At 44.8% G+C, this 26,612-nt stretch carries 22 protein-coding genes; 6 read left to right on the top strand and 16 right to left on the bottom strand.

The features are described 5' to 3' along the window. Positions 1-50 precede the first annotated feature (50 nt). The 3 genes from G3R49_RS15395 to G3R49_RS15385 all read left to right on the top strand — a co-directional run bounded on the left by G3R49_RS15395 (position 51) and on the right by G3R49_RS15385 (position 2,023). A complete protein-coding gene (locus G3R49_RS15395; protein WP_130599649.1) occupies positions 51-383 on the top strand; it encodes a cupin domain-containing protein in 333 nt (110 codons plus the stop codon). A 16-nt stretch (positions 384-399) separates the two neighbouring features. Continuing rightward, entirely contained in the window at positions 400-1,323 is a 924-nt protein-coding gene (locus G3R49_RS15390) for a sugar kinase (RefSeq protein WP_167870279.1), read from the top strand. Between the two features lie 73 nt (positions 1,324-1,396). Continuing rightward, positions 1,397-2,023 carry a bifunctional 4-hydroxy-2-oxoglutarate aldolase/2-dehydro-3-deoxy-phosphogluconate aldolase gene (locus G3R49_RS15385; RefSeq protein ID WP_130599653.1) on the top strand — a complete coding sequence of 209 codons (627 nt, stop codon included), beginning with the start codon at positions 1,397-1,399 and terminating at the stop codon, positions 2,021-2,023. A gap of 675 nt (positions 2,024-2,698) precedes the next feature. Here G3R49_RS15385 and G3R49_RS15380 read toward each other — a convergent pair. The 4 genes from G3R49_RS15380 to G3R49_RS15365 all read right to left on the bottom strand — a co-directional run bounded on the left by G3R49_RS15380 (position 2,699) and on the right by G3R49_RS15365 (position 8,115). Next, positions 2,699-3,412: a FadR/GntR family transcriptional regulator gene (locus G3R49_RS15380; RefSeq protein ID WP_130599655.1), complete on the bottom strand. Its 714-nt coding sequence runs from the start codon at positions 3,410-3,412 to the stop codon at positions 2,699-2,701. A 641-nt stretch (positions 3,413-4,053) separates the two neighbouring features. Next, positions 4,054-4,878: a hypothetical protein gene (locus tag G3R49_RS15375; protein ID WP_130599657.1), complete on the bottom strand. Its 825-nt coding sequence runs from the start codon at positions 4,876-4,878 to the stop codon at positions 4,054-4,056. Positions 4,879-4,924: 46 nt separating this feature from the next. Then, positions 4,925-6,517, bottom strand: coding sequence for a chondroitinase-B domain-containing protein (locus G3R49_RS15370; RefSeq protein ID WP_130599659.1), 1,593 nt, complete (start codon positions 6,515-6,517; stop codon positions 4,925-4,927). 35 nt (positions 6,518-6,552) lie between these two features. Continuing rightward, positions 6,553-8,115, bottom strand: coding sequence for a polysaccharide lyase 6 family protein (locus G3R49_RS15365; RefSeq protein WP_130599661.1), 1,563 nt, complete (start codon positions 8,113-8,115; stop codon positions 6,553-6,555). Between the two features lie 288 nt (positions 8,116-8,403). Between G3R49_RS15365 and G3R49_RS15360 the strand changes: the two genes are divergently transcribed. From G3R49_RS15360 to G3R49_RS15350, 3 genes are all read left to right on the top strand, one after another. Beyond that, a complete protein-coding gene (locus G3R49_RS15360) occupies positions 8,404-9,342 on the top strand; it encodes a polysaccharide lyase family 7 protein (RefSeq protein WP_167870278.1) in 939 nt (312 codons plus the stop codon). Between the two features lie 94 nt (positions 9,343-9,436). Continuing rightward, positions 9,437-10,687: an alginate lyase family protein gene (locus tag G3R49_RS15355; protein WP_167870297.1), complete on the top strand. Its 1,251-nt coding sequence runs from the start codon at positions 9,437-9,439 to the stop codon at positions 10,685-10,687. A 105-nt stretch (positions 10,688-10,792) separates the two neighbouring features. Then, positions 10,793-11,863, top strand: coding sequence for a polysaccharide lyase family 7 protein (locus G3R49_RS15350; RefSeq protein ID WP_167870277.1), 1,071 nt, complete (start codon positions 10,793-10,795; stop codon positions 11,861-11,863). A 655-nt stretch (positions 11,864-12,518) separates the two neighbouring features. Here the strand turns inward: G3R49_RS15350 and G3R49_RS15345 are convergent. From G3R49_RS15345 to G3R49_RS15290, 12 genes are all read right to left on the bottom strand, one after another. Further along, a complete protein-coding gene (locus G3R49_RS15345; RefSeq protein ID WP_167870276.1) occupies positions 12,519-14,297 on the bottom strand; it encodes a sodium:solute symporter family protein in 1,779 nt (592 codons plus the stop codon). Between the two features lie 533 nt (positions 14,298-14,830). Next, a complete protein-coding gene (locus tag G3R49_RS15340) occupies positions 14,831-16,114 on the bottom strand; it encodes a winged helix-turn-helix domain-containing protein (RefSeq protein ID WP_167870275.1) in 1,284 nt (427 codons plus the stop codon). A gap of 194 nt (positions 16,115-16,308) precedes the next feature. Further along, positions 16,309-17,154 (bottom strand): ABC transporter permease, encoded by an 846-nt coding sequence (locus G3R49_RS15335; RefSeq protein ID WP_130599671.1) that lies wholly within the window; start codon positions 17,152-17,154, stop codon positions 16,309-16,311. Continuing rightward, positions 17,151-18,173 carry an ABC transporter ATP-binding protein gene (locus G3R49_RS15330; protein ID WP_167870274.1) on the bottom strand — a complete coding sequence of 341 codons (1,023 nt, stop codon included), beginning with the start codon at positions 18,171-18,173 and terminating at the stop codon, positions 17,151-17,153. The genes G3R49_RS15335 and G3R49_RS15330 overlap by 4 nt, the downstream gene beginning before the upstream one ends. Positions 18,174-18,183: 10 nt before the next feature. Next, positions 18,184-19,629: a nitrous oxide reductase family maturation protein NosD gene (gene nosD, locus G3R49_RS15325; protein WP_167870273.1), complete on the bottom strand. Its 1,446-nt coding sequence runs from the start codon at positions 19,627-19,629 to the stop codon at positions 18,184-18,186. Between the two features lie 49 nt (positions 19,630-19,678). Beyond that, complete coding sequence (locus G3R49_RS15320) at positions 19,679-20,170, bottom strand: nitrous oxide reductase accessory protein NosL (protein ID WP_167870272.1); 492 nt, start codon at positions 20,168-20,170, stop codon at positions 19,679-19,681. A gap of 83 nt (positions 20,171-20,253) precedes the next feature. After that, on the bottom strand, positions 20,254-21,201 hold the full coding sequence (gene nrfD / locus G3R49_RS15315; RefSeq protein ID WP_167870271.1) for an NrfD/PsrC family molybdoenzyme membrane anchor subunit: 948 nt from the start codon (positions 21,199-21,201) through the stop codon (positions 20,254-20,256). A gap of 3 nt (positions 21,202-21,204) precedes the next feature. Then, the gene (locus G3R49_RS15310) at positions 21,205-21,909 is read right to left on the bottom strand and encodes a 4Fe-4S dicluster domain-containing protein (RefSeq protein ID WP_130599681.1); all 705 of its coding nucleotides are present in this window, start codon (positions 21,907-21,909) and stop codon (positions 21,205-21,207) included. A 53-nt stretch (positions 21,910-21,962) separates the two neighbouring features. Beyond that, positions 21,963-22,664: a nitrite reductase gene (locus G3R49_RS15305; protein ID WP_167870270.1), complete on the bottom strand. Its 702-nt coding sequence runs from the start codon at positions 22,662-22,664 to the stop codon at positions 21,963-21,965. 148 nt (positions 22,665-22,812) lie between these two features. Continuing rightward, a complete protein-coding gene (locus G3R49_RS15300) occupies positions 22,813-23,580 on the bottom strand; it encodes an FKBP-type peptidyl-prolyl cis-trans isomerase (protein WP_130599685.1) in 768 nt (255 codons plus the stop codon). Between the two features lie 167 nt (positions 23,581-23,747). Continuing rightward, positions 23,748-24,173 carry a rhodanese-like domain-containing protein gene (locus G3R49_RS15295; protein WP_130599687.1) on the bottom strand — a complete coding sequence of 142 codons (426 nt, stop codon included), beginning with the start codon at positions 24,171-24,173 and terminating at the stop codon, positions 23,748-23,750. Positions 24,174-24,460: 287 nt separating this feature from the next. Beyond that, on the bottom strand, positions 24,461-26,485 hold the full coding sequence (locus tag G3R49_RS15290) for a cytochrome c3 family protein (protein ID WP_130599689.1): 2,025 nt from the start codon (positions 26,483-26,485) through the stop codon (positions 24,461-24,463). Positions 26,486-26,612 lie beyond the last annotated feature (127 nt).

Genomic DNA, 26,612 nt, shown 5'->3' with positions numbered 1-26,612 from the left:
GTCGTTATTCATTTGAATAACGCGATGTGGCATTTCACAGGAGAGAAAAGATGAATCCATTTTTTGAAAATGACAACACGCCTTGGGAAGATCTAGGTGACGGCCTATCACGCAAAATCATTGGTTACACACCTGATCTAATGGCGGTATTTGTTAAGTTCGACAAAGGCGCAATTGGTCATCCTCATACGCACGACATCCACGACCAAATTGGTTACGTCGCTGCTGGTAGCTTTGAAGCAGAAATCGATGGCGTGAAGAAAATCCTAAAAGTAGGCGACGCTTACATTGCACCTAAGAACGTATTACATGGCGCTGTTGCACTAGAGCAAGACAGCATCTTAATCGATATGTTCAACCCTGCTCGTCAAGACTTTCTGTAACGGGTAAAGGAGCACTATGTCTATGTTAAAAGTCGGGATTATTGGCGAATGCATGGTCGAGTTACAGCAACGCGACGGTGAATTGGCTCAAAATTTTGGTGGTGACACCCTTAACACCGCAGTGTACCTATCGCGTCTTACTCAAGGTGAGGCAATGTCGATTAGCTACTTTACCGGGTTAGGCCAGGACTTTTTCAGCCAGGAAATGCTTAGTACTTGGCAACAAGAAGGCATAGACACTCAGCACGTTCAAGTAATGGAAGATCGCCTGCCCGGCTTATATGCCATTGAGGTAGACGAAACCGGCGAGCGTAGCTTCCACTACTGGCGCAACGAAGCCGCAGCAAAATTCTGGCTAGAACAAGCTAGTCAAGAGCTGCTAAACGAGTTAAGCCAGTTCGACGTGCTTTACCTGTCGGGTATTAGCTTGGCGATTTTGACCGAGCAAAGCCGGCAGGTGCTATTCGACGTACTTGCTAAGTGCAAAGCCAACGGCGGCAAAGTGGTATTCGACAACAACTACCGCCCACGCCTTTGGGACAGCAAGGTGCAAGCGCAACAAAATTACCTAAAAATGTTAGCCCTAACCGACATCGGATTACTGACATTTGAAGACGAAGAAGCCTTATTTGGTGATAGCGAAATCGACCAGTGTTTAGCCCGCAGCTTTGAAGCTGGCGTCACTGAAGTTGTGATTAAGCGAGGTGCCCAAGAGTGCATTATTGCCACTCAAGAAAGCCAAATAAGCGTTCCAGCAACCCTAGTTGAAAAAGTGGTCGACACCACCTCAGCCGGTGACTCATTTGCCGCAGGTTACATGGCAAAACGCCTGCTTGGCGGCGACGCCAGCATCGCAGCGCAAACCGGTCACAGACTAGCAGGCATTGTTATCCAGCATAAAGGCGCCATCATAGATAAAGCCTTGATGCCACAAGCTTAAGCCGACAAATAGCAACTAGGTACGCCAACCATTTTGATACTCACTATTTGAAGTACAGTTATAAGGAAACTTAATGAGCACGCTCAACGAAAGACTAAAGCAGTTACAAGTGATCCCTGTTATCGCCATCAAGAATGCCGACGATGCAGTTGCACTCAGTAAAGTACTAGTTGAAAACGGCATGCCATGTGCTGAAATCACTTTCAGAACACCAGCTGCAGCCCAAGCAATTAAGAACATGCGTGAAGCTTACCCAGACATGCTAATTGGTGCTGGCACAGTCCTTAACTCAGAAACTGTAGACGCGGCGATTGACGCAGGCGTTGACTTCATCGTGAGCCCAGGCTTTAACCCGAACACGGTTAAATACTGTCAGCAACGCGGCATGCCAATCATTCCAGGTGTAAACAACCCATCTTTGGTTGAGCAAGCAATGGAAATGGGGCTAGATACCTTAAAGTTTTTCCCAGCTGAGCCATCAGGCGGCGTGGCCATGCTAAAAGCATTAACCGCAGTTTACCCAGTTACCATTATGCCTACTGGCGGCGTGTCACCAAAGAATGTTAACGATTACCTAAACATCGACGCCGTAGTTGCATGTGGCGGTACTTGGATGGTGCCAGCAAACCTAATCGACAACCAAAAGTGGGATGAGATTGGTGCGCTAGTACGTGAAGCAGTTGCTGCGCTAAACAGCTAACTCTTAGCCGTTCATTGGCATATTTAGCGTTTAATTAACACTCTTGCCGTTAACTAAACGCTAAAAATAAAGTAAGACCCAAAGGCTACGACCAGAGTAGTCACAACCAGTAAAGATATGCTCCTGCCAGGCTGCGGCACTTCAGCCTAGCGGATATAACAATAACGATAAAACCCTACCACGCAAGTGGCACTCTTTTATATCCCTGATACGGAATTCGGGGATTTTTTATGCCACAAAATCACCCCATTAAAGTTTGGGTCAGAGTAAACCTCATCAATCCAGGCTTTCCAATCGATATAGACACCAAAGTATCACCATCACCCACCTAATCAATTAGACATAAGCCACTGAACTTAAAGCAGAACACAACTAGACCAATCATCTATAAAGATACAAATCACCACCAAACTTAGGTTAAACAGATTAGCTTTTAACAATTGGGTCAGAGTAAACTTGGTGTTGATGACGACATTAACTGAGCTCAAATGCTCGCGTGCCCCACAAGTTCCTAGCTAGATTTGGGCTAGAGGTACAGCAATGGCGGCATTAGGCACGATTAGATTTACCGTAGGTTGATTGCGACGGTGTCATTTGCTCAGCCGCTGAATGCAAAAAGACCAATGTCGTTAGACACTGGCCTTTGAATCTACACTGGGAGTATAGCGCTTTGCGTTATTGAATCGCTTCTAGCTCATGGTCACTTGCAGTTAGCAGGTCTAGGCTAGCTTGACGCGCTCTGTCTGCATTCCCCGCCATAATGCCCTCATAGATTGCTCTATGTTCTTCAATACAAGTTGTTCCGCGCTTAGAGGCGTGATGGAAGAAGCTCTTAAACATAGTTGAAAGCACGTTGGCAAATGGCAAGAAAAAGCTATTACCAGTTGAGATGAAAATCAGCTTATGGAACTCAAGGTCTACATCAACCCACTCGTCCTGATCAAAACCTTTGGCGATGCTATCCATCTTTTGGAACAGTTCAGAAAGCTGCATACGCTGCTCTACCGAGGCATTACGAGCGGCACAGGCACATGCTTCAGGCTCAATGGCTTTACGCAGTGCTAAAAACTCGTGATACAGATACTCAGTTTTATCCATATCAATCAGCCAATCGAGTAATTGTGAATCTAGGTAGTTCCAGTGCTCTTGTGGTCGCACACGGGTGCCGACCTTTGGCTTAGACTCTAGCAAACCTTTAGAAGTTAATAACTTAATTGCTTCACGCAGTGCTGTGCGGCTAACACCGAACTGGGTGCAAAGCTCCATCTCACCAGGAATAATATCGCCTTGAGGCAGGTCACCTGAAATAATGCTTCGCGCCATTTCACAGGCAACTTGCACATGCAGACTCCGTTTTGACCCGCCGATAGGTGTAAATTGGGTGCTCATATACTGGCTATCCATCTTGTATTACACGTTAATTAATACAAAAGACAATACTGATGTTATTGATAAACTACTGGAGCAGATGGGTGTGAATAGCAATTTCAGTGCAATAATCTTGTGTCTTTTGGCTAGCAAATTAGCCATAAAAACCGACTAAACCCTGAACTACTGTGGCTTTGCCAACTGTGTAAGCAATTAAACTCAGCCAAGTATTTTACTTTAATTTCAGCTAACTATAATGAAACCAAAGCAGGCTAGTGACTCAATCTCCAGACAGTGTCTTTAACCCTGTCTTTTACTCTCATCTTTATATTCTTATATACCATCGTGTGTGGTATTTGTTCGCTTATGCGTTACTTGAATCTTACAAGTAATAATATTTATGGTCAGTATAATAGCGATATATAAAGATTAAAACTCATTCCTGACTCACACTTATTCGCCCCTGCTTGTCTCAATTGAATCTACTAGTCGCAAACCTTTGCTGATACCGTAATAGCAGCCTATGAAACGAAAAGTGCCGTAGCTTGAGTACTTGCTACTCGCGATACGGCACTTAAGGGAGAACTCGTTTACAGCCTGGCGAGGCGGCAGCTAGGGGGATTACCTACCTCGCTTAGCTGTAACTATGTATCGATTTTGGTTTAGAACTTGTACTTGTAACCAAATTCGATAGCGGTATCAGTTTTACCATACCAGTCGTAGCCGCCGTTATTTTCAGCTTTGTGGCTGTCTTTTAGTAGCTCAGACTTGTACTTGTACTTACCGTAGATTGTGTGCTTCTTCGCATTTGGGAAGCGGTAGTTAACAGCAAATTCATGCTCAAACTTGCTTTGTTTGTTGTTATCAAACACGTGCTTCTCGTTACCGTTACTATCTTTTTCAGATGACAACTTGTTGAAGTAAATCAACGTGTAAACAAAGCGGAAATCACCATAGTAGTATGTGAACCATGCGTCATAACGCATTTCTTTGTTTAGGTCATCACGGTAGTAGCTATCTTCCACATTGTCTTTAATCGACATGCGATCGATGTTTTGGCTATAACGCGCACGTACTTTAACGTTAAAGTCACTGCTGAACTTGTAGCCGTAGTAAGCACCAACACGTACGTTTTTAGCCGTTTCTTTTAGTTGATAATCTAAAACTGCACCTACACGCTGTTCGTTATTGTCACCAAAACGGTGCTCATAGTCAGTCTTGAACGTTAGCTCATACTGCTTAGGAGCGAAGCCTTGAGACAGTTCAGGTTCAGAGCGGTCGTATTCCCAAACTTGCTCAAAACCAAATTTAAAACCGTTACGCATACGGTGACCAAACTCAATCTTAGGGCGTGTAGTACGACCATCTAAAAGTTTGTGTTCCCACTTAATCGCTACGTTACTGGTACCCGGTTTTACGTAATCATCATCTGCTTGAGCGTTGAAACTAAGTGCGCCCAAGATTGCTAATGCAAGATACTTTTTCATTTTGTTTTATCCTAAATTCAACTCAATCTTTATATGAAACTGCAGATTACTCTGCAGCGTCTGGGCCTACTTGCTCAGCAGTTAACTTAACTAGGTTTGATGCACCTTTACCGGCAACGTTACCTTCGGCCGTGGCTAGGTAAACCTTGTTGCCTTCAGCTGTCTCAGCAACTTCTGCGTTGCCGTTACCTAAGTTGTCACGCTCACCAGCTACCACGTCATAGTTGCCTTCTTTCGCTAGCGTAGTTACCGCAAATACGTCACCTTCCCAAGTTGATGTGTCAGCTAGTACACAGTCATCACGCATGCCGTAGTCGCTTGATGTTACGCCGTCGACACCGTTAGCAATTAAGTTGTCTTTAAACGCTACTTCAGAGTCAGCAGTACAGTTGCCTGATTTGCCGAAGATGAAAGGTTGCTTAGAACTAATGATGGTGTTGTTAGCAACAGTAGATAGTGATTTCTCTAGGCTATCTAACTCTTCATCAAGGATTGAGATTGAACCCACTTCGTTACCGGTCTTAGAACGGCCACCGTTGTAGATGTAGTTGTTAGTCACTGTGTGACCTTGAGAGATAATACGAATACCCGCTTCGTACTTACCGCTATCATCACCAGCACCGTCATTGATAATCACGTTGCTGCTAGCTGTGTTGTCCACACCACCCTCTAGCGAGATGAAACCATTTGATGCTTCAAAGGTATTGTTCTCGATAGTGTTACCAGAGGTACGAACGTAAATTAGGCGACGAGATGCATTCACGTCAGTGAACAAGTTTTCGCTAATAGTCGTGTTAGTGACATAATCAGTTTTAGAAGAGCTAGAGGTACCGATGCGGATACCAAACGCTTCATTGGTGCCACTAAAAGTATTACCTACGGCATACTTATCAAAGTGGTTATGGCTGATCACAACATCCTTATGAGAAGAGCTGGTACCTTGTACAGTAATGATTGAGCCTTTCTCGTTTGGCTTATTTGTGAATAGACTATTTACAATTTGCGTGCCGTTACCACGCACCATGATCCAATCTGTATGGTCACCGTCATGACCTTTTGACTCTAGGTTTTCACCGTCAATGGTCAACTGAGATAACACCACACCACTTGGCTTGCTCTCTACAGTGTCATAATCGCTTCCCATCGAGCTCGACGTACCCACATTGATCAGAGTTGTGGTTGAACTGTCTTTACACGTAGGCACTGTATCTTTGAATACAATATTGCGTAGTTGCATATTGTCATTAGAAATCACCACACAGGTGTCACCACCTGCGATAGTGGCTGGGTCACCAAACACAGAACCTTCTTGGCCATCGTAATCAGCGTCACCACCGATTAAGATAACTGGCAGCTCGTTGTCTAACACAAGATCACCCATATTGGCGAAACTCACGCTGTTATCTAGCAAGATAACTAGCTTTTCATCATCATTTTGATCTTCTGCAGCATTAATAAATGCATGTAGATCTGCCGCTGCACCGTCATAAACATAGTCAGGTACAAGGTCACCTACAGGAGGCTCTGGTGGCTCAGGGTTGTCACCACCTGAGTTTGGCTCATCATAAAAGTCACAAGCAGTAAGGGTTGAAACAGCGAATACAGCACTAATAAATAGCGATAATTTATTAAGTTTCATACAACGTCCTATATCTTTATTATCTAATTTTTAAGTTATTTTTGAATTGTGTAGCTAGCGCCAGTGTCGGCCATGGTTAGCACTTTCAAATTCTTAGCACCACCGTCATATCCCACAGCTTCAATCAGGCCATTTGCGCCTACTTTCAGCTCTGGTTCTGCCGTACTAATACCTTGGCTAGGAAGCTCTAAGCCTTTGGTTTTACCGAAGTACAGCTCGTTTTCGTAAGTAGGGTTTACTAGCTTGGCTTTCTCGTCGTTACCTTTTACAGCAAGGGTTTTCTTGATTTTTGCGTACGACAGGTTGTTCTTAAACTTGATGTCCGTGCCCGCGTAAATCATGCCCACTTTGCTGTTATCGTAGATACTGACGCGATGTACCTTGTCTGAATAAAGAATATTTTGACGCGAGTTGATAACAGTATTGTTCTCAATGGTTACCTTGTATGGTGTTGCTTGCTTGTTTAAGCCTTTACCCTTCACTTCAGTACTTAAACGCTCGCCATTTTGAACATCGGTAATACCAGTGTTGATTGCAATACCGCCACGTACGTTACCTGTACCCATTACACGCTCAATGTAGTTATTGCGAATAACATGGCCTTCGTCGTACAAGCGGATACCACCTGAGCGGTATTTGCTGTTACCTAGGATGATATTGTTTTCAACTGTGTTGTAAGTACCGTGACGCAGGGAGATCATCGACGCACTATTCATGATGGTGTTGCCACGGATGTTGTTACCACCAGACTTTAATGAAACCAGCTCAGTTTCACCGTCACACTCATAAAACAGGTTGTCTTCAATTAGAGTTTTAGATGGGTAGATAGAACTCTTAGAGTCACCTACACGGATCACTTCCCAGCTATTTGAGTTGTAGCGAATAGCATCGCTGTAGAAAAACTCTTCATACTGATTGTGCTTGTGGTCGTAGAAAAGGTTGCCTTTAATCACGTGATTGTCAGCAGTTTCGTCACCTTTTTCTTTTTGAATACCTAACAAGGTGCCGCGCTTATGCTTACCCTGGAAAGTGTTGTTTAAAATCTTGTTGTTCTTACCCCACATCGCAATCCAAAGGTACTTTGGATACTCGTCACGACGCGCATCTGGCTCGTACTTGTACTTGTCATTAAAGAAGTAGAATGTCGAGTTTTGTAGGGTATTGTTGTTACCTTTAAAGCGAATGCCACCCATACGCTCTGCTGGGCCACCTTCAGAGAACACCACACCATCTAGCGTAATGTTGTCACCTTCTAGCACTAGCTGTACCAAACCAGTAAACCAAGACTTACCTGGCTCTTTAGCTTTAATAACAACGTTGTTGGCTTTGATTTTCAACACACCAAGGTCCGGGTACTTACCAGGCTCAAGGATTAGCTCTTCTCCATCAGCTAGTGAAGTCAGCTTAGATTTAAGTGCTGCACTATCTACAACTGGAATTGCACTGGCATTCACCACTGCTTTGTCGTGTTTAACAATTGACTCAACTGCAACCTGGTTAACTACAGTTCCCTTCTCAACTTCAGCATATTGCTGTGGTGCTGAGCAGGCGCCTAGTAAACCTACGGCAACTAAACCGGCAATTAGGCTAATCTTCATCTTATAAACGCTCCCCTTATTTGTGTTATGTTATTGTTTTATTTTTAGCTCGTTTTATCTGTGATACAGCGCAACTTTTTTTGACTTTTTTCGATAACACTTTATTTACAGCTGAAACAGGATTTTAAACACTATTAAAATCAACGGCTTATAAATATAGCGAGAAATCCAACCAAAACGACAAATTGTATTTATGATTTGGATCACACAAAATCTGAAGCAAAACCGAGCAATTTTCAAGATCTATATTGTATTATTTATTTACAAGTTAAGCGCAGGATTAACAACATGAGAAAAACGACAACAGTAGTATTCCTTACTCTTGGTTTTGCTTTATATGGATGTGGCGGTTCCAGCGGTGGAGAACCTAGTCCTGGACCAGAACCTTCTCCAGGCACCTGCCCAGAATGCGATTGGAATATTGAGCAATGGAAGTTAACCCTGCCAATTAGTCGCGACGACTTTTACGGCAGCGGTGGCGATAGCGCCGCAGAGCTTATCCCTGCTGACTGCTCAGGCAAGCAAACCTTATCTAACGACACTCGCCTCGACTATTTTTGGGTCGACAGCAATGACAAGCGCGCGCACTTCTACGTCAACCTGGGTGATAAAGGGGCAACCACGACTAATTCTAACTATGTGCGCTCAGAGCTAAGAGAGCTATACAACTACCAAACGAGTAATCGCTGCAGCAGTAGCAATCAAAACTGGGCTATTAATAACAGCCATACTTTAAGTAGCGAGTTGCAAATTGAGCAGTACCCACAAATCAGCGGCATTGCTCCTAAAGTTATTCTCGGGCAAATCCACGGCTATGAAATCAAGCAAGCACTGGTAAAGCTGTTATGGGAAGGGGAAAACACACCGGTTCGGGTGATCTTCAATGACAAGTTTGAACCTAATAATGAAACCTGTAGTGACTGCCAGTCATTTAGTGTTGACCTTGGCACAGTCAAAGCCCACGACAACTGGCGCTATGACATCCACGCCGACAAACAAGCAATTACTGTATCAACCACCATTAATGGTGTCACCACGAGTAAAGAGCTGCCATGGGGTGTGCCAGTAGAAGCAAACGACGGTAATAAATACACCTTAACCAAAGACTGGCTTAACGAGACCTTCTATTTCAAAGCGGGGATCTATCCGCAAATCAAGCCAGACACCCAATATCAAAACCAGATATTTGAGGTGTCGTTCAACAAGATCAACATAGAACACAAATAGCAGGAACTGACAGTTTGGGTCAGAGTAAACCGTCAAAATTTAACATTTTACTCTGACCCAATTTTTAAAATTAGGGGACTAAATCGTGATCAGAATGAAAGCTACACCACTTGCGTTGTTAACTGCCGCTATGAGCTTGAGCCAAGGTGTTTACGCGGCCGACTTTGTATTCTTAGACGAAGATGTACTCAAGCATAACAGGCAGGTACTGCAATCAGACAAAGCCAGTGACAACATGCGTCAGGCTTATCAGCGCCTTATTGAAGAAGCCGATATCGCTATGAAGCAAGCGCCTTTTAGCGTAACCAATAAAGGCATGACACCACCAAGTGGCAGCAAGAATGATTACCTCAGTATCAGCCCTTACTGGTGGCCAGATGAAACTAAAGCAGATGGCTTGCCGTGGATCCGCCATGACGGTAAAACTAACCCGGCATCGAAAACCAATGAAACCGACTCCAAGCGCATTGGTAAGTTCACCCGTTCCACTCGTGCCATCGCACTAGCTTATTACTTTAGTCAGGATGAAGCCTATGCCAAGCAAGGCATCGAGTTTATCCGCACCTGGTTTATCAATGAAAAAACTAAGATGAATCCGAATGTTAATTACGGCCAAGGTGTGCCAGGCCGGGCAGATGGCCGCCGCAGCGGTATTATTGATACCCGGACACTAGCCGATCGTCTACTGGATGCTATTGCAATTTTATCTCAGTCAAAGCACTGGACTGACAATGACGAAAAACAAATTAAACAGTGGTATAGCGATTATCTAGACTGGATGCTTGAAGCCGATCTCGCTGGCGGCCCTAAAGGCGAAGCTGCCGCGCCCAACAACCATGGCACCTGGTATGACTATCAAATCGCTGGCATTAGCTACTTCTTAGGTAATGAACACTTAACTAAAGTCATGGTACAAAAAGGCAAGATGCGGGTTGATACCCAGTTTGCTGCCGACGGCTCACAGCCACACGAAATAGCACGTACTCGCGCCTACCATTACCACTACTTCAGCCTAGTGCCGTTAGTTGGCATCGCTGAATTAGGCGAAAAGGTTAACGTTGACCTATGGAACTATCAAAACGACCAAGGTGGTTCTTTAGAGAAAGGCATCAGCTTAATGGCAAGTTACCACGATGCACAAAAACCTTGGCCATATAGCCAAAAAGACAAGCGCCGCCGCGTTGAGCGTATGACTAGCGTGTACTTAAAAGCAGGAGAGTCACTCAATAAGCCTGAATGGATCAAGCTGGCACAAGATACCGACTTTAGCCAATTTACAGTGAACAAAAACCTCGCTGAAATTTGGGAGCAGCGCGACATCGAGCTGCTACTGCAAAAGCAATAACCATTAGGGCGCCAGTTTGCTAATCAATTCGCAAACTGGCGCCTTTATTAGATTTGTCTGAGACATAACTGCGGCTCACAAGAACTGCAAGATTACGAGGACCCTATGACCAAGTTTAAACCTTCAATGCTATCTCTAGCACTGCTAGCAAGCTGTGCAGTCAGCACGGCAACAAGTGCTGATACACTCGTAGAGCAACAAGCGGCTTATAAAGCCAAGCTGACACAAAAGCTCGATGCCACACTTGCTCCTGCGCAGAACTTTGATTTATCGAAAATGAAAATCAATCTGCCAATTGCCGACCACAAGCCTGCACGCAAAGGTCAAGTAATGGAAATTGAAGTTGATGAGCTCAACGACAAGACTCACCCTTATACCAACCATTTCTGGTTTTACACCAACCCAGAAAATGGCGCCATGGTGATGACCTCACCGAACACTGCGCCAACCACCAAAAACAGCAGTAATGCGCGCTCTGAGCTACGCATCATGCTACGCGGTGAAAAAACCGAGATTGGACCAAAGCACCCAAGTAATAACTTTGTTGTGGCAGCCAACCCAAATAAAGACAAATACGGCGCAGTTGGCGGCCAAATGAGTGCTACCTTAAGCGTTGATTGGGTAAGCACCAGTGGCGACGACAGTAAGTTCCCAACCCACTCTGTGGTTGTGGGTCAAATCCATGGTTCAAGCAAGGTTGAGCCGCTAAAGATTTACTACCGTAAACTACCAAACCATGAGCATGGCTCACTGTTTTGGAACTATGAAATCTTCCCGAAAGACATTAATGACCGCTACGATGTGCCAATCCCAATTTGGGGCTCGGCAGAACTAACCAAGGCCGATGCAAACCCAGACAACGGCATTAAATTAGGTGAGTTATTTAGCTACGATGTGACTGTGGCAGATAACATCATGACCCTGACTTTTGTAAAAAATCCAGGTACCGATGCCGCTGAAACTAAGGTATTTAAAACCGACCTAAGCAAGCCTTATCCAGGTCACCCACTCGACCAAGGCTATGGCAACGACTGGATGTACTTTAAAGTCGGTGCTTACAACCAGTGTAACCAAGGCACTAAACACCCAGTCTGGGGCACAGGCTGTACTAACAATGGTATTGAAGCTGGTGACTACACCCAAGTCAGCTTTTACGAGTTAGATTTGAAGCAATAGCTTTGACTTAGTAGCAGTGGTTACATCGCTGCAGAACTAAATCATAGAGCACCTCAGGGTGCTCTTTTTGTTGCCGCCTGCAAACCCGACTAAGCACTCACAGTCCCATCGTAAACACATCTCACTCGAACCTTGATTAGCACGCTGTAAATCCATCCCCTGGAAGCTCAGCTACCGCATCCATGCGGTAGATGGCTAATCAAGTCGTTCAAGCAAGCCGTTCTTGATAGCCCACTCTATATAGCTATCTCAATCATAAAATCGAAGAGATGAAATTATCGAGTGTAGGTACAACAGCGAGTATCCAAGACAAGGCGAAGTTTCACTTTGTGAAACGTTTTGAGCGAGAGGCATGGACGCCGAACTGGCTGTTTAACAGGGACGTTTTTGGTCTTGGTTAAGCCCCCATGGATGGGTTCACGGCGTCTCGTGGTTGTACCTGCACATAAGCCCGCTGCAGGCGTGATCAGCTAGCTCGGTTACAAAGGCCGTAAGCTGAGTGCAACTATCTAGAGTTAATGAACCCATTAACCAAGTACGGAACGTACAACAATAAAAAAGCCACTTGGGTCACCAAGTGGCTTTTTCAGGTCGTTTTATTTGCAGGGTAACAGGGTTAACTGTTTAATCGACCATCTTTTACGTTTGCTAAGGTCTACGCATTTGCCTTAGCTGCAGCATCAGCTTGCTCTTCAACTTTGTCGTCTACTGCTTTAATCAGCAGTAAACCAACCGACAGAACAATCGAGCCACACAATACGAAGATCAGGCTTGGGTAGAAGTCATTTGGCAGGAAGAACATTGCCATAATGAAGATACCTGCTACTGAGATCAGTGTACCTAGCATCTTACGTTGCTTGTTATCTAGCTTCTTCTGCTCGTCACATTCAGCAACCAGCGGCGTCGCTAGATTTTCAAAGAACTTATCTACATCTTTTTGGCGCTCGTCAGATAGCGGCTTGTAGAACAGAGTCGATAGGCAGAAGAAACCTGCGGTAAAGATCATGTGACCTGTTAGACCAAGCGCAACTTTAAGCTCAGACCACTCACGGCCTGTTAACTCATGCTCAAGACCAAAGGTAGATTGAATCATCTCTGGAGTGATCATAAAGCCGACGACGAACGATACGATACCACCAACAACCAATGTGCCCCATGCCGCCCAGTCAGGCGTTTTCTTGATAAAGAAGCCACAGAAAGCTGGAATCGTCATAGGGAAACCAATCAAGGCACCTACATACATCATGGTGTCAAACAGGCTTAAGCCTTTAAGCGAGTTGATAAATAGCGCAACTAAGATAATCGCAATACCAAAGGCGGTAGAGGTTAGCTTAGACACTAATACCAGCTCTTTTTCTGCCGCTTGAGGGCGTAGAATTGGCTCGTAGAAGTTCTTAACAAAGATACCCGAGTTCTTGTTTAAGCCTGAATCCATTGATGACATGGTCGCAGCGAACATAGCCGCAATAAGTAGACCAACCATACCTGCAGGCATGTATTTCTCTACGAAGTATAAATAAGCGAAGTCACCGGCTTTACTACCTGCATCAGGATATGCAGCGGCTAAATTCACTCCTTCACCAGCAATAAACCAGCTTGGCATAAACCAAATGATTGGACCCATAGTCATTAGCACACAAGCAAGCAATGCTGCTTTACGAGCGTTTTTAGAGTCTTTTGCAGCTAAGTAACGGTATGAGTTAAGCATGTTATTAGTAATGCTGAACTGCTTAAGGAAGATGAACACACCCCAAAGCGCAAAAATGCTTAGGTAGTTCAGGTCGTTACCGGTAATGAATGACTCAGCAGGGAAGTTTTCGATGATATTATCAACACCGCCACCGTGAATGACAGCCGCAACCGCACAGGTAATGGTTACCGCCATAATCACTAGCATTTGTAGGAAGTCAGATGCGATAACCGCCCATGAGCCACCAGTTACCGACATCACAAGCACCACTAAACCAGTAAGGATAATGGTGGTGGTCATATCAAAACCAAAGATTCCTGAAGCGATAATTGCGAGACCATTTAGCCAGATGCCCGCGCTGATAACGCTGTTTGGCATGCCAGTCCAGGTAAATACCTGCTCGTTGGCTTTACCAAAGCGCATACGAATGGCTTCGATAACGGTTACTACGCGTAATTGACGGAACTTAGGGGCGAAGTAAACATAGTTCATGAAGTAGCCAAAGGCGTTGGCTAAGAACAAGATAGCGACGGCAAAGCCATCTGTATAAGCTTTACCAGCCGCACCAGTAAAGGTCCAAGCACTAAACTGCGTCATAAACGCAGTTGCACCTACCATCCACCACAGCATGTTACCGCCGCCACGGAAGTAGTCACTGGTATTGGTGGTGAATGATCTAAACATCCAACCAATACCCACGAGGAATAAGAAGTATACCCCTACAACAATCGTGTTAAGTTCCATCGTTCAACCTTAATCTTTGATGCTTTAGTGGACTATAATCCAAAACAGGCTTTCAATTGTACTACAATATAGCAATTGTGTGATCAAACGCATAACAGATACTTACCAAAACTATCTCTGCCACAGTTTGGATTTTCTAGCCCAGATTCAGCTACAGAACAGCATCACAAGCAAAATAATAAAAACCATAAAAATCAACGAATTAAAACAAACAAAAATTGAATAAGATACAGCTTTGGTTGGCTGTACGGTTTGTAAATAAAAACGTTGGAATTAATAATGCCTTAAATCGAGCAAGTTAAAAAGAGGTTAATTGTAGTATTTATAAATCGACGTCGAGAATAATCGACAGAATTTTAGCCCGCCAAATTAACATAACAGACATAAAGCGCTGATTTTGTTGCTGATAGTGTGGGAATATTGAAAGCGATTAATACCTAACAAACTTACATTGCAGATTAGCTAAGCTCAGAAACAACAAAGCAGCGGTATTTCACCACTGCTTTACTATAAAATCGAATACCAACGACAGTTTAAAGCATGACTTTCTCGTAGTGGGTCCAGGTCACCACATTCTCAAACAATGGCATAATCCACACCGCTGAGTTGTGAGTATGGCTTACCCGATAGAAGAACATCTCTTCATCGCGCACGTTATGTTTGCGGATTTCGCGATAAAAATACATGGCGGAGTCACTGACATTCTCAGGGCGGATCAGGTTTTTCTGCAGCGACTTAACGTGGAACACATCCACTTCATAATCACCTAGAGTTTGACGATACTGTTGAAACTCACCGCGAACCTTATATTTAATCGGTGTGGTTAAACAGTCTTGATCGGTAATACATGCTGAGTAATAGAACTTGCCGCCAAGTGGCTGCTCATACACCAGAGAAATGCCTAAGTCAGCGCGTACCAGCAGCTTATTAGCAACAGGGAAGTAGACATCCGCGTGGTAGTGATGTTCTTCAATCTCCCCATCATCGACACTACCGGCGGGGATCAACTCACGGTTATAGCGAATACGCTCTTCCATGATTTGTCTTAGCTGATCAAACTCAATCATGTTAAGGCCAGCTGGATCCTGTGCAATCATTGCCATATTCATTAGTTGCTTGCCAACACACTTGCCGTCTTCAACATCTAAACAAGCAGCAAACGAATACAGCTGATTATCGGCAAGCGCAAAGCCATCAAACGACTCAAACAAGCCTTTTACATTAGCTTCTGGGGCAATGTGCTTTTGCCACATAGACGGGTGTAAATTTTGCTCGGCGCCAGTATGAAATAGCGGTAATTTCTCTTCTACCTCACGTAAGGTAATCGGCACAGTTGATGACGTATCCCAAACGGCGGATTTTTTCACCACGCTATGATAGTCACTGTGGTACCAAACCCAGGCAACTATCGCCAATAGCACCAGTATCCCCATCACCTTAACTAGTAAAGATACGTCTATCAACGCCGCTTTAATCGACTTAGGATCAGACATGCTGACCATGGTAACGTGAGATTTTTCAGTAACATGCAGTTGATAACCGCGGCGAGCGATGGTTTTTAGTTGAACTTCAGTATAGGGGTCAAGCTTTTTACGCAAGGTACTAATGCATTGAGGTAATGAGGTGGCAGCAACAACGCGATCAGGCCAACCTACTTCTAGCAACTTTTCTTTAGTTACAATTTCGTCGCGTGTCTCCAGTAAATACGCAAAAATAGCAGCCTCTGAATAACTCAGCTCGACGACCGCGTTATTCGTTCGATCTTTTAGTACTTTGGTATCTTGGTCAAAGTCTAAATATGGCGTTACTTTAATCACAGCTCACCCTTCATCACAGCGCACACTCTCATCTCCACCGTGCATATTAGTAAAGTGTGCTGCTAGTTGCTGTGACAACCTACCCAATTATAGGCATATGCGGTTACATTAATTAGGCCGCGTGATCTTCGTCACTGTCTATACGGTAAAACTTTCCTTAAAAAACATGAAGCTAGTTACAACATGGTACAGTTTTACAAGGCTTTGCGGTTAAATAGCCGCTTAGCAATACCAGACAGCACTATTGGCCACACCAGCAACATGCCAACTAGCACACCAACATGCCAATTAAACAAGGGTAAGCGCTGCATTAATGAGCCTGAAGTATCTATGTTTACCAGGTTAATTGCGCGATATAGATCGGTAGGGTTGAGTAGCATCATCACATTCACTAACCACTGCGACATTGCACCTGCATCAGCCACCAGCAAGGTCAGTAGCACGAGGTCATAAATCATCGCAAAGCAAAACCAGATGATCAGCAAGCTGGCGATGACCTTTGCTTTTTCGGTAAAAATAAGACTCACCACAAAGCTCATTAAACTGTACGTAATTGCTAGCAAGCTGCTCGATAGTGCCAACATGGCAAAGGCAGTAAATGTTGGCGCGAGTTGATAACTGTCGCTAAATGCCAGCAATAAACCTGCACACAGCATAAAACTTTGCATTATGGCTACTGACAATACGCCGCCATGGGCAACGAGCTTACCTAACAATAAGTCAGTGCGGTTAATCGGCAGGCTTAGCAGCAACAACATAGTGCCAGCCTCTTCTTCACCCACAAAAGCATCGTAACTCAGCATGATTGCGGCTAGCGGAATAATGAATACCGACAAAGTCGATAAGCTAGTGATCACGCTATTAAGCGGTGGAATTGCCAAACTGCCGGTCACCACGCTGCCAGTAAAAGACACGCTCAGAGACATTAACGTAAATAGGCAAAAAATCACCAGCAGCCAACGGTTGCGGATGCAGTCCATTAGCTCTTTGCGAGCAACGGTAGCGATAAGCCCTAAACGACTTGGTAATTGCACACTCATACTGCGCCTCCTAGAGTCAACGAACCATTCGCTTTTGTATGCCCATAGCTCGCATTAGACCGATCGACTAAAGCATTGCTGTCACTTTCAATAAAGCTGATACCATCATCATTACACTGCTGCAGTTGTGACACCTTGTTGTGGTAAAGATCAGTTAAACTAGGCTGCTTCACGGTAAATTCAAACTGATTGATGCTAGCTAAATAGGCCACCAGCTCGGTTTTTTGCTCAAGCTGACAACGCAGTTCACCTTGATAATAAAACGGCTGCAATTGCGGATGGGCGTTAATCCAGTGCCCGATACCTGGCACGCGAATAATTACTGGCAGTTGCTCGGTTGCCATCAAGCTAGGTAAGTCACCCACAGCTAGACAGCGCCCTCGCCCCATTAACATGGCGACATCCAGGTGTGGCTCGATCAGGTTTAGCTCATGGGTACACACAATAATACTGCAGCCCGCTTTAGACAGCTCTGCCACCTTGCTATACAAAAACTGCGATGCCTGTGGGTCTAACCCAACCGTTGGCTCATCTAGAAGCAGCAATTTAGGCTCAGCGACAATCGCCTGAGCAAAACCAAGACGCTGCTTCATGCCTTTAGAATAGGTTTTAATTGGCTGATCTTTGGCGTAACCAAGACCAAACTCGTCGATAATGTGCGCGACTTTACTGGCACTCACACCTTTAAGTGCAGCAAAGTATTCCAGCACCTCTCGACCTGTCATTTTGTCATAAAAGCTGATGTTTTCTGGCAGGTAACCAATTTGCGCACGATATGCCTGCAGCGCTGCGGCCGATGGTTTTTGGTTTAACTCGCAGCCAAGTACATTAACCATACCTGCAACAGGGCTAACTAGTCCTAAAATGATTTTAATTAGCGTCGATTTGCCGGCACCATTGTGACCAAGCAGTGCTAGGGTATTACCCGCTTCTAGGGTTAGATCAATATCGCTAAGCACTGCGCGCTCGCCATAGTGATGACTCACCTGATTAAGACTGACGTGGGATGATTGCTTCATAGTGATTTCTCTATTGCAGACCAGCATTTAGCAGCGGGTATCTGTCTACTACGCCGTTGTTATCCAGGTTTTGAAATTGGCTATCTAACCACTTCAATACCTGCACCACTGGGCTGCCCATCAAAAACTGGGCCTCTGGATAAAGCCAAAATAGGCGATCAAGTTTGTCGTTTGGTACATGAGCTGTATCGCCAATACCATCGCCATTAAGATCGAGCCCTCTGTAATCACTCCAATAATTACCTTGGTGGTCCTCGCTCCACTCAACGCGGCTTTCGCCGATGTAACGTACCTGAGTTTGATTATGTAAAAACTGGTTCAGATAAACCTTGTTGCTCTCGCCACCAAGTGCAAGCGCAATACCCACCTGGCTATCGGCTATCTTGTTGGCTTTAATGTGATTATTCTGACTGGCATAAATAAACATGCCCTTGCCCTGAGAGAATAAGTCATCGTCACTAGGGTCTTTAGGCATAATTTGCGCTATCGAGTTGTATTCAATATAGGCGTCGTTAGTCATATTCAGTAGCACCCCAAACTCACTGGCTCGGCTGACTTTGTTGTGGTGCAGTTTGATTTGCTTTGAACTCATTAATGCATAACCGCCCACCACATCTTTTGCGGTGTTATCACGGCCGACATCATCCTGGGTATACATGTAATGCACGCCATATTGAAGCGCCGCGAAATAGTTGTGATTAACCAGGCTGCCTGTTCCCGACTCCAGATACACACCATCGCGCACATGAGTAATATGATTGTGCTGCACTTTAGGATCTGTTGCCCTAAGTAGGTGTACGCCATCGCCTCTATCGAGCATAAATGCACTATCATCGCCCTCAATTCGGTTATGACACACACGAATTTTGGCGACCTTTTCGGCATATACCCCAAAGCCTGGACCACTGAGTTGGTTGTCAAAAACCTTAAGGTTGTCGCTCCCCTCACGTACTAAAATACCTGCATTCTTGGTATATAAATCATTGCCCCAATTGCGAATGCTTAAACCAGAAATCGACACCTTACTCGCTGCAACGGTAATGGCGCTGCCGCTGCCCTGGGCATCGACTTCAGCTAAATGACCAATCAGGGTTAGCGGCCTGGAGATAGTAAATTGCCCAAGATACAACCCCTTGTTGAGGTGGATTTCACTATAATCAGGTGCACTAGCAAGGGCATCGATAAATTGCGCGGTAGTTGAAACCCAAACCTGCCAACTCGGATTCAAGCTAGGCTCAGATGGTTTAGTTGTATCGTCTTGCAGCTGATGTGGCTGGTGTTCATAGTCACTAATGTTAGCTTTGTTATGACTTACGCTTGCTGTAGTTGAAAAATCGCTAGCATGCAGCTTACTGGTGAACAGCAGGCAGCCACAAACCAGCATGGCAATGCACAGCACGGCTTGCAGTTTAATATTTGACCTCTCATGCAGGCACGGTTTTACTCTTGCAAGCATGGCTCTACTCTTGCGTGCATAGAATGGCCCCCACAAACAGCCAACATGACTAGTTGCCCGCCAATAGCTCTAGGCTAATGTCGTCATAACGCAACACGACACCACCAAACTCTCTAGCAAACTCGGTAGCTGCTTGCTCAGTAGAAAAAGTTGCTACAGCGCTACCCATCACCGCTTTGCGGCTAGTGCCATAGACATACCAGGCAGTTTTTGCATCAATAAAGTGCTCATCGCTTGGCTTTTCCCAACTGGTTTTCGCCATATCATGTACATATAAATGACCAATCTTACGCTTGTTTTCTGGCTGCAGCGCAAAGTTGAACATGTCACGAGTTGAGCAGAATTTTGGATTTTTTGCAGAGTCGTTAAACATGATTTGGCCTTTTGGGCCCGGATACTTAGTGATCATCATGCCACACATATGGCAACGCTCATGATCACCTATTGCACCGACATGGTGATGGTCATGTTCGTGTGGCTGCTCTGCACTGCAGGCGCTGATGGTAAATAGCAGCATCAGACTTAACAATATGTGTTTCATAGTAAAATCTCGTTGAAAACCTCTCACTTTTTACACCAAAATTAGCGGCTAAAAAGTGAGAGGGGACGCATTTAACTCACTACCTAGATAGCGAAGTTTTGCCCTGCGTAAAGAATGAACATACGCAGGCACATCATGCCACCTACAGCACATAGGCCAGATAGGTAGAAGGCTTGCGACGAGTGACTAAATTGCTTACCCGTTGCAAAGTTCAGTAGCAAAGGACCACCAAAACCTAAGCCCACCACGCCTAACCAGAACACCATCGACCAGGTACCAGTATGGAATGCTTCAAATGCACTTTGTGCACCCGCATTACCAGTCGCTAACGACATGATGATCATGAATAGGAACAGTGCTTCGGCAAACATGATTGGCCATTCAGCGCCATGTAAGATCTTCATATCTTGACTGTGTAAGTCTTCTTTGAAGATACCTACCGCTAGCATTTTCGCTGCCGCTGCACCCGCTGATAAACCAGAGGCCACAAACAGTGCAGGCAATACCGAAGTATTGATGATCGGGAAGCGAACTAGCGCCGAGATTAAGAAGCCGGTGTATGCACAAACCGCTAATGCAAGTGCTAATACCGCATACTCACATGGGCGACGAATGCCTTTAAGCTTTTCAATCACTGGCACCAACGGGCGCAGCAAAGGTATTTGCTTAATTTCTTCTTCCAGCGCAAACAGCGCCATTAATGCTGTAAGCGGAATATACGCAGTTAGCGCGATTACACCGACAGACATCACCGAATTTAGGTTGTAGTAAACCAAAATACGCCAGAAGAACAGTGGGTTTGTTAAGTCTAAAACCAGACAAAGCATACCCAAAGCAATCGTGGCAAATGACACTAACGACGCCGCTTTTAAAAATGGCGTATTAGTGGTTTGCTGCTTATAAAAGCGGATAAATAATGCGACTGCTAAAGCACCACCTGAAATACCCGCAAAGAACAGGTACACAGCAATTGGCCAAGGCCAAGCGATGCCATCAGATAACCCCATAGTGAATTCAATAGTTCCGTCCATTTCTTATACTCCCTGTTTAACAATTGGGATGTAACGCAGGCTAGGCTGAGTACCAAAGTGCGACTTAATCCGCACCGAGTCTTTTACAGCAAGAAGCTTGTTTACATAAGAAGTTGGATCGTTAGCGTCACCAAAGATAAGGGCATCGTAACGACAGCTCTGCACACAGGCTGGTAACTCGCCTTTTGCCAGTTTGCTTTCAAGGCAGAAGTCACAGTTATCAGCTACATCAGTTTCTTTGTTGATGTAACGCGCATCGTATGGGCAAGCAGCAATACAGTACTTACAACCCGCACATTTAGCTTTGTCCATAGTCACAATGCCAGTCTTAGCATCACGGTGCGCCGCGCCTGTTGGGCAGACTGTCACACATGGTGCGTTTTGACATTGCTGACATGACACACGAACATATTTGCGTTCACACTCGCAGCTAGTTTTGCCACATTGTGGACAAACCTGCCCTTCAACGCCGCCACTTTGCTGCTCCATCATTACCCGAGATTTACCTTCGGGTAGATTGTTTGCTTGATTACAGGCAACTTTACAGTCGCCACAACCAACACATTTATTTTGGTCAAACACCATTATGTAATGTGGTTGGTTGCTGTTTTTGTCCTCGTCGACAGAGCTACACCCTAGGGGTGCAACGATCAACGAGCCAGCACCTAAAAATTTTAGGAACCGTCGTCTCTCTAAATTTTCACTCACAGCATCCTCCATCTGTCAGCTAATGCTGACTTCTTGTAACCTTTTTGATGACTCTACTCAGATGCAGTCACGGTTTGGTTAGCTATATTTTGCTCAGCTTTCAAGATTGCATTTTCAATTGATGCGCGGTTAATGCTTAGGTTGTTGCTGTCCAATAATTGCTGCCAATGGCTAATGGCTCTGTGAAAATCCTTATTCAAAAAGGCATCAGTAGCGATTAGCAGCAAAGATTGAACTTCATTTGGATCGAGTGCGAGTGCTTGCGCCAAGACCAGCTTGACCTCAATACTCATATCTCGACCATCACGGTAATAGAGTGCATTGGCTTTCATACCTAATACTTCTGCGTCCTGCTCTATTGCCAGTAATTTGTTTAAGGTGTCGACCGATTCACCGTACTTACCGCCTTCGGCATAGGCATGGGCAAGATTCAGCAGCGCCACTTTGTTTAGTGGCTGCTCGCTAACTTCGCGGGCGTTCTTGTTAATGTCGGCAGCGATAAGGTAATCAATATTTTCATCTACAAACCCTTGATTCCATTCGCTAAAACGCCCTAATTGCCCATAAATAAAAAGAGGAACAAGCAGCAACACTAAGGTGAGCATACTCGGCAGTTCTAACCAAGATAGCGAAGGGAGGATAGGGATAGATTGGCCTTCATTATCTTGTTGTTCCACCACGGAGAAACGGTGTGCCCAAAGTGGAGCAATAAAGCAAAGCAGGGTGATTGCCATCGCAATAGCCAGTAAACTCATACCAATCTCCTGCTTGTTCCTGTGAAAGTGGCGCACTGCATCAGGCAGTGCGGAAGTGTCTCGCTAGCGACAATTGGCTGGATAGTTGAGGAGGTGCCAATGTTTCGCTAGCAGCACTTGTTAATTTATAGAAAGCTAGTTTTGCTGCTTACTTGTGGAATGAACCCATACCGCCCATGCCCATTCCACCCATGCTGTGGTGGGTGCTACCAGGCTCTTCAACCTTTACTAGCTCTACTTCAAAAATCAGCGTTGAGTTAGGTGGAATAATGCCGACCTCTTTTTCGCCATACGCTAGCTCAGCAGGAATGGTTAAACGGTATTTAGAGCCTTCAGGCATTAAACCTAAACCTTCTTTCCAACCTTCAATTACCGTCATTAGTGGGAAGCGGTTTGGCTCGTCACGTTCAAAAGAATCATCAAACACAGTGCCGTCGATTAGCTGGCCTTTGTAGTGCACAGTGACAATGTCTGACTCTAGCGGGGTTTTACCCTCGCCTTTGGTGATCACTTCATATTGCAAGCCAGTAGCGGTTTCGTTGACGCCATCTTTTGACTTGTTGTCAGCTAGGAACGCCTTACCTTGCTCTAGATTATCTGCGGCGATTTTAGCTGTACGCGCTTCTTTCGCAGCGTTTAACACTTCGGCACGAGCATTAAGGTGGGTCAGAATTTCTTCGTCGGTCATCTTGGTTTCGTTTTTAAGTGCATCGACTACACCAGCAATCACAGTGTCGACTTTCACTTCTGCGCCTAGATCAACCTGACTATAGATACGGCTAGAGATGTATTTACCTACTGATGCGCCCAAAGCGTATGACGCATCATCCACTTCGTTAGCTTGAACAAATAGGCTGCTGCCACATAACGCAGCGACACAAGTTAACTTAAAGGTGTTTTTGATTAAGGTTTTCATTAGTTGCTCTCTCTACAAATCTTGCTAAATGTTTTTGCTAAAGCTTTTCTATGGTTTTTTACTAAACACTTTTGCTTTAGGAGTTTGGATATATTCTTGTTGTTATTATGTTTATTGTGGTTTTCACCACGGCTGTTGCTTTCGTCCTAAGGTTTTCGTTCTAGGCTTTAAGGCTTCTCAATAGGCCTGCCTGATAAACGCCAACCATAAATACCTTCGTGCATCCGCATTACCTGGGTGTAGCCGAGTTTCAGCGCTTCATGTGCGGCAATTTCACTGGCATTACATAAGCGGTTTGCGCAGTAGAACACCATAGGTGTGTCTTTCTTTTCTGGCAGCAGTGCTTTCCAGTCGGATACATTGAAAAAAATCGCGCCAGGGATATATCCTTCTCCCCAAAGTTCTAGGGTATTTACATCAAAAAACATCACATTTGGGTCTTCTAGTAACAGCTCTGCATGGCGCAGACCTATGTGCTGTAATTCGTGTTCATATTGATGAACTGGCTGCATATCTCCGCCGCCACCAGCGCTAACACTAAAACCACAGACACTCAGTAAACTTGCGAGTAATATGCTGATAGTGTTTTTCATACTTGCCTCCAATAATCCCGATACATTCCATAGTGGCAATGCACCGGGTAGTTGTGGGTATCATCCTTGACAAGTGCGCTCAACAAGGTGAGTTGTAATACCAATCAGCATAAGCATGTGAACATTCTTACTGGTTAAAATCGCTTATAACTTCGTTAGAAACTTTGAAGGTAGAACAACTAACTCGCTGCAGTTTCTGCCTTGTTCTAAGCGATTTTTTCTGCGTAATCTCTGCTCACTTATTTACCCCGATTGGTATTAAGCGCAGTGTCCTTTTTCACTCCCAATTAGTAGCCGTTTTGGTCAATGATGTTTTGCGCTTGCGTTACGTATGTTTGCGCAGCATCAAGACGTTTTTGACTGTAGCGGAATCCGTGTACACCCCAAGAACCGTCAGCCTTGATTAGGTCAACTGCGTCTTGTGCTTTCTCAATCAGTAGTAGTACTTGAGTCTTGTCTTCAGTCGCTAACTTAGTGACTTCTAGTAGTTTCTCGATACGTACAATTGATTGGCTAACTTCTTCGTACACTTCTTTGATTGGTTTTTGCCACTTCATGACTTCGCCGTAGATTTGAACTTGGTCTTTGTAGTGCAGACCAGTTTCAAGCTCTGACTGGAATTGGCTGTGACAACCTTTGTTCTCTACCACGTCGTGGTCAGAAATCGCGGTACGTGCACAAGACCACATTAAGTCAAGGTATGGGCGACCATCTTCGTCTTTGGCAACAGTCCAACCTTTACCAGCGTCAGGGCCTTGAGTACGAGGCTCACCTTCTGGTGGGTTAAGCGTCTTGCGCTCTGGGTCTACGTCAATCTTCCACATGTGAGACTTACGTACAGCGTCGAAACCAGCATGGTCTGGGAACTGCATTGCTTTGAAGTTCTCACAGCTACCCATGTTAGGCATGTGACAGCTTTGACAAGTTTGCTCTGAGTGAGTGTCGGTGTTGCTAGCAATTAGGGTTTGCGCTTCGTGACAATCAGTACATTGCTTCTTCAACTTAGGCTTAGTAATGCCAGACATCCAAGAGCCGTCTGTTACTTCGTGCGGATCGTGACAAGTCGTACAACGCATGCCTTTCTCGTAGTGAGCAGAACCATACATTTGCGAACCTTCAGTACCACAAGAAGGGCATAGCGACTTCATCTTCACGCCGAATGCTAGCTCAGGCTTGCCTTTTTCAGCTGCGTATTCAGTCTTGGTTGGGTCGTATTGGAAACGTTGGTGACAACGTTCACAGTTAGATTGAATACCACCGGTACCACCATCTAAGTGACCACCAGCGCCGTGACATTCTTCACAAGCAATACCTTTAGAAATAGTGTGCTCTTGAAGCTTCTTAGGATCGCCAAGTGCGTCAAAGAACTCTTGCTTAGATTGGAAATCAAACTTAAAGGTATGACAGATTTCACAGTAAGAAGATGCAGGTTGGAACAGCATTTCTTTGCGGTATTTAGCACCGTATGAGCTCATACCTTGTTGATGCGAACCTGAGTAACCGAAGTCTTCAATGGTTAGTGGGAATTCAGGAATAGCATCGTTAATTTTTTTCGACATTTCAGGGGTTAACCACTCAGCCCAGCCGCGAGAGAACTGGTTAGCGCCGGCAACCATTTTACCCGTGCCGTCACGTAGCAAACCGCCTTCAATGTGGTATGTACCACGTACAAGATACGCGTCAATGAAACCATACTTAGTACGAGGTGTACCTACAGTCGCGTAAATTGCATCTGGAGTGATACCGTCAGGTAAGATAGAGGTATCTTTGGTATCGTACATAGTACGTTCGATATCGTTATCAACCTCTGGGTGTTCACCAGGGAAACGAATCGTTTTAGCGTGACGTGAGCGTTTCCACTTCTCATACTGAGTCGCGTGACACTCGGCACATTTTTCTGGGCCGACGAAGTTGTTTGGGTAATCAAGAATAGACTTAGCACCTAAACGGTACTGAACCGAACGAGGTTTACCGTCTAACTTACTATATGCAGGGCTTTTACCTGTATCTAAATACTCTTCACCACGGTCACTGATGTGGTAATCACCCACTAAGTTGCCTGACTGTTGGTATTTAAACATCGGGTGATTTTCGAATAAGAAGTCAAATAACTCTTCTTCTTGAACGATATAATCTTGTAAGGTTTTAACGCCGTTAATGCGTTCAGTCCCGTTATATTCCGCAATCGCTTTTTTGGCTGACTCACCCATCTCAGGGATACTGTTATATTTACCACCAGCAGCGTTTACGTTAGCAATGGCACCGAAACAAAATAGCGCGCTTAAAGCTACCTTGTGTTTCCATTGTTTCATCATTCACTCCTAAAATTTTTATTTGGTTTTTGTTCCGTTAACTAACAACCCATCCTTTGTGTTGTTACTTGTTGGAATAACTAAACCTAACCGTTCATCAAACGACTTATACAACTGAGCAAGGCCT

It is taken from the genome of Shewanella sp. WXL01 (genome assembly GCF_012263345.1).
GTDB lineage: Bacteria > Pseudomonadota > Gammaproteobacteria > Enterobacterales > Shewanellaceae > Shewanella > Shewanella maritima.
This window is presented reverse-complemented; position numbering and strand designations above follow the sequence as displayed.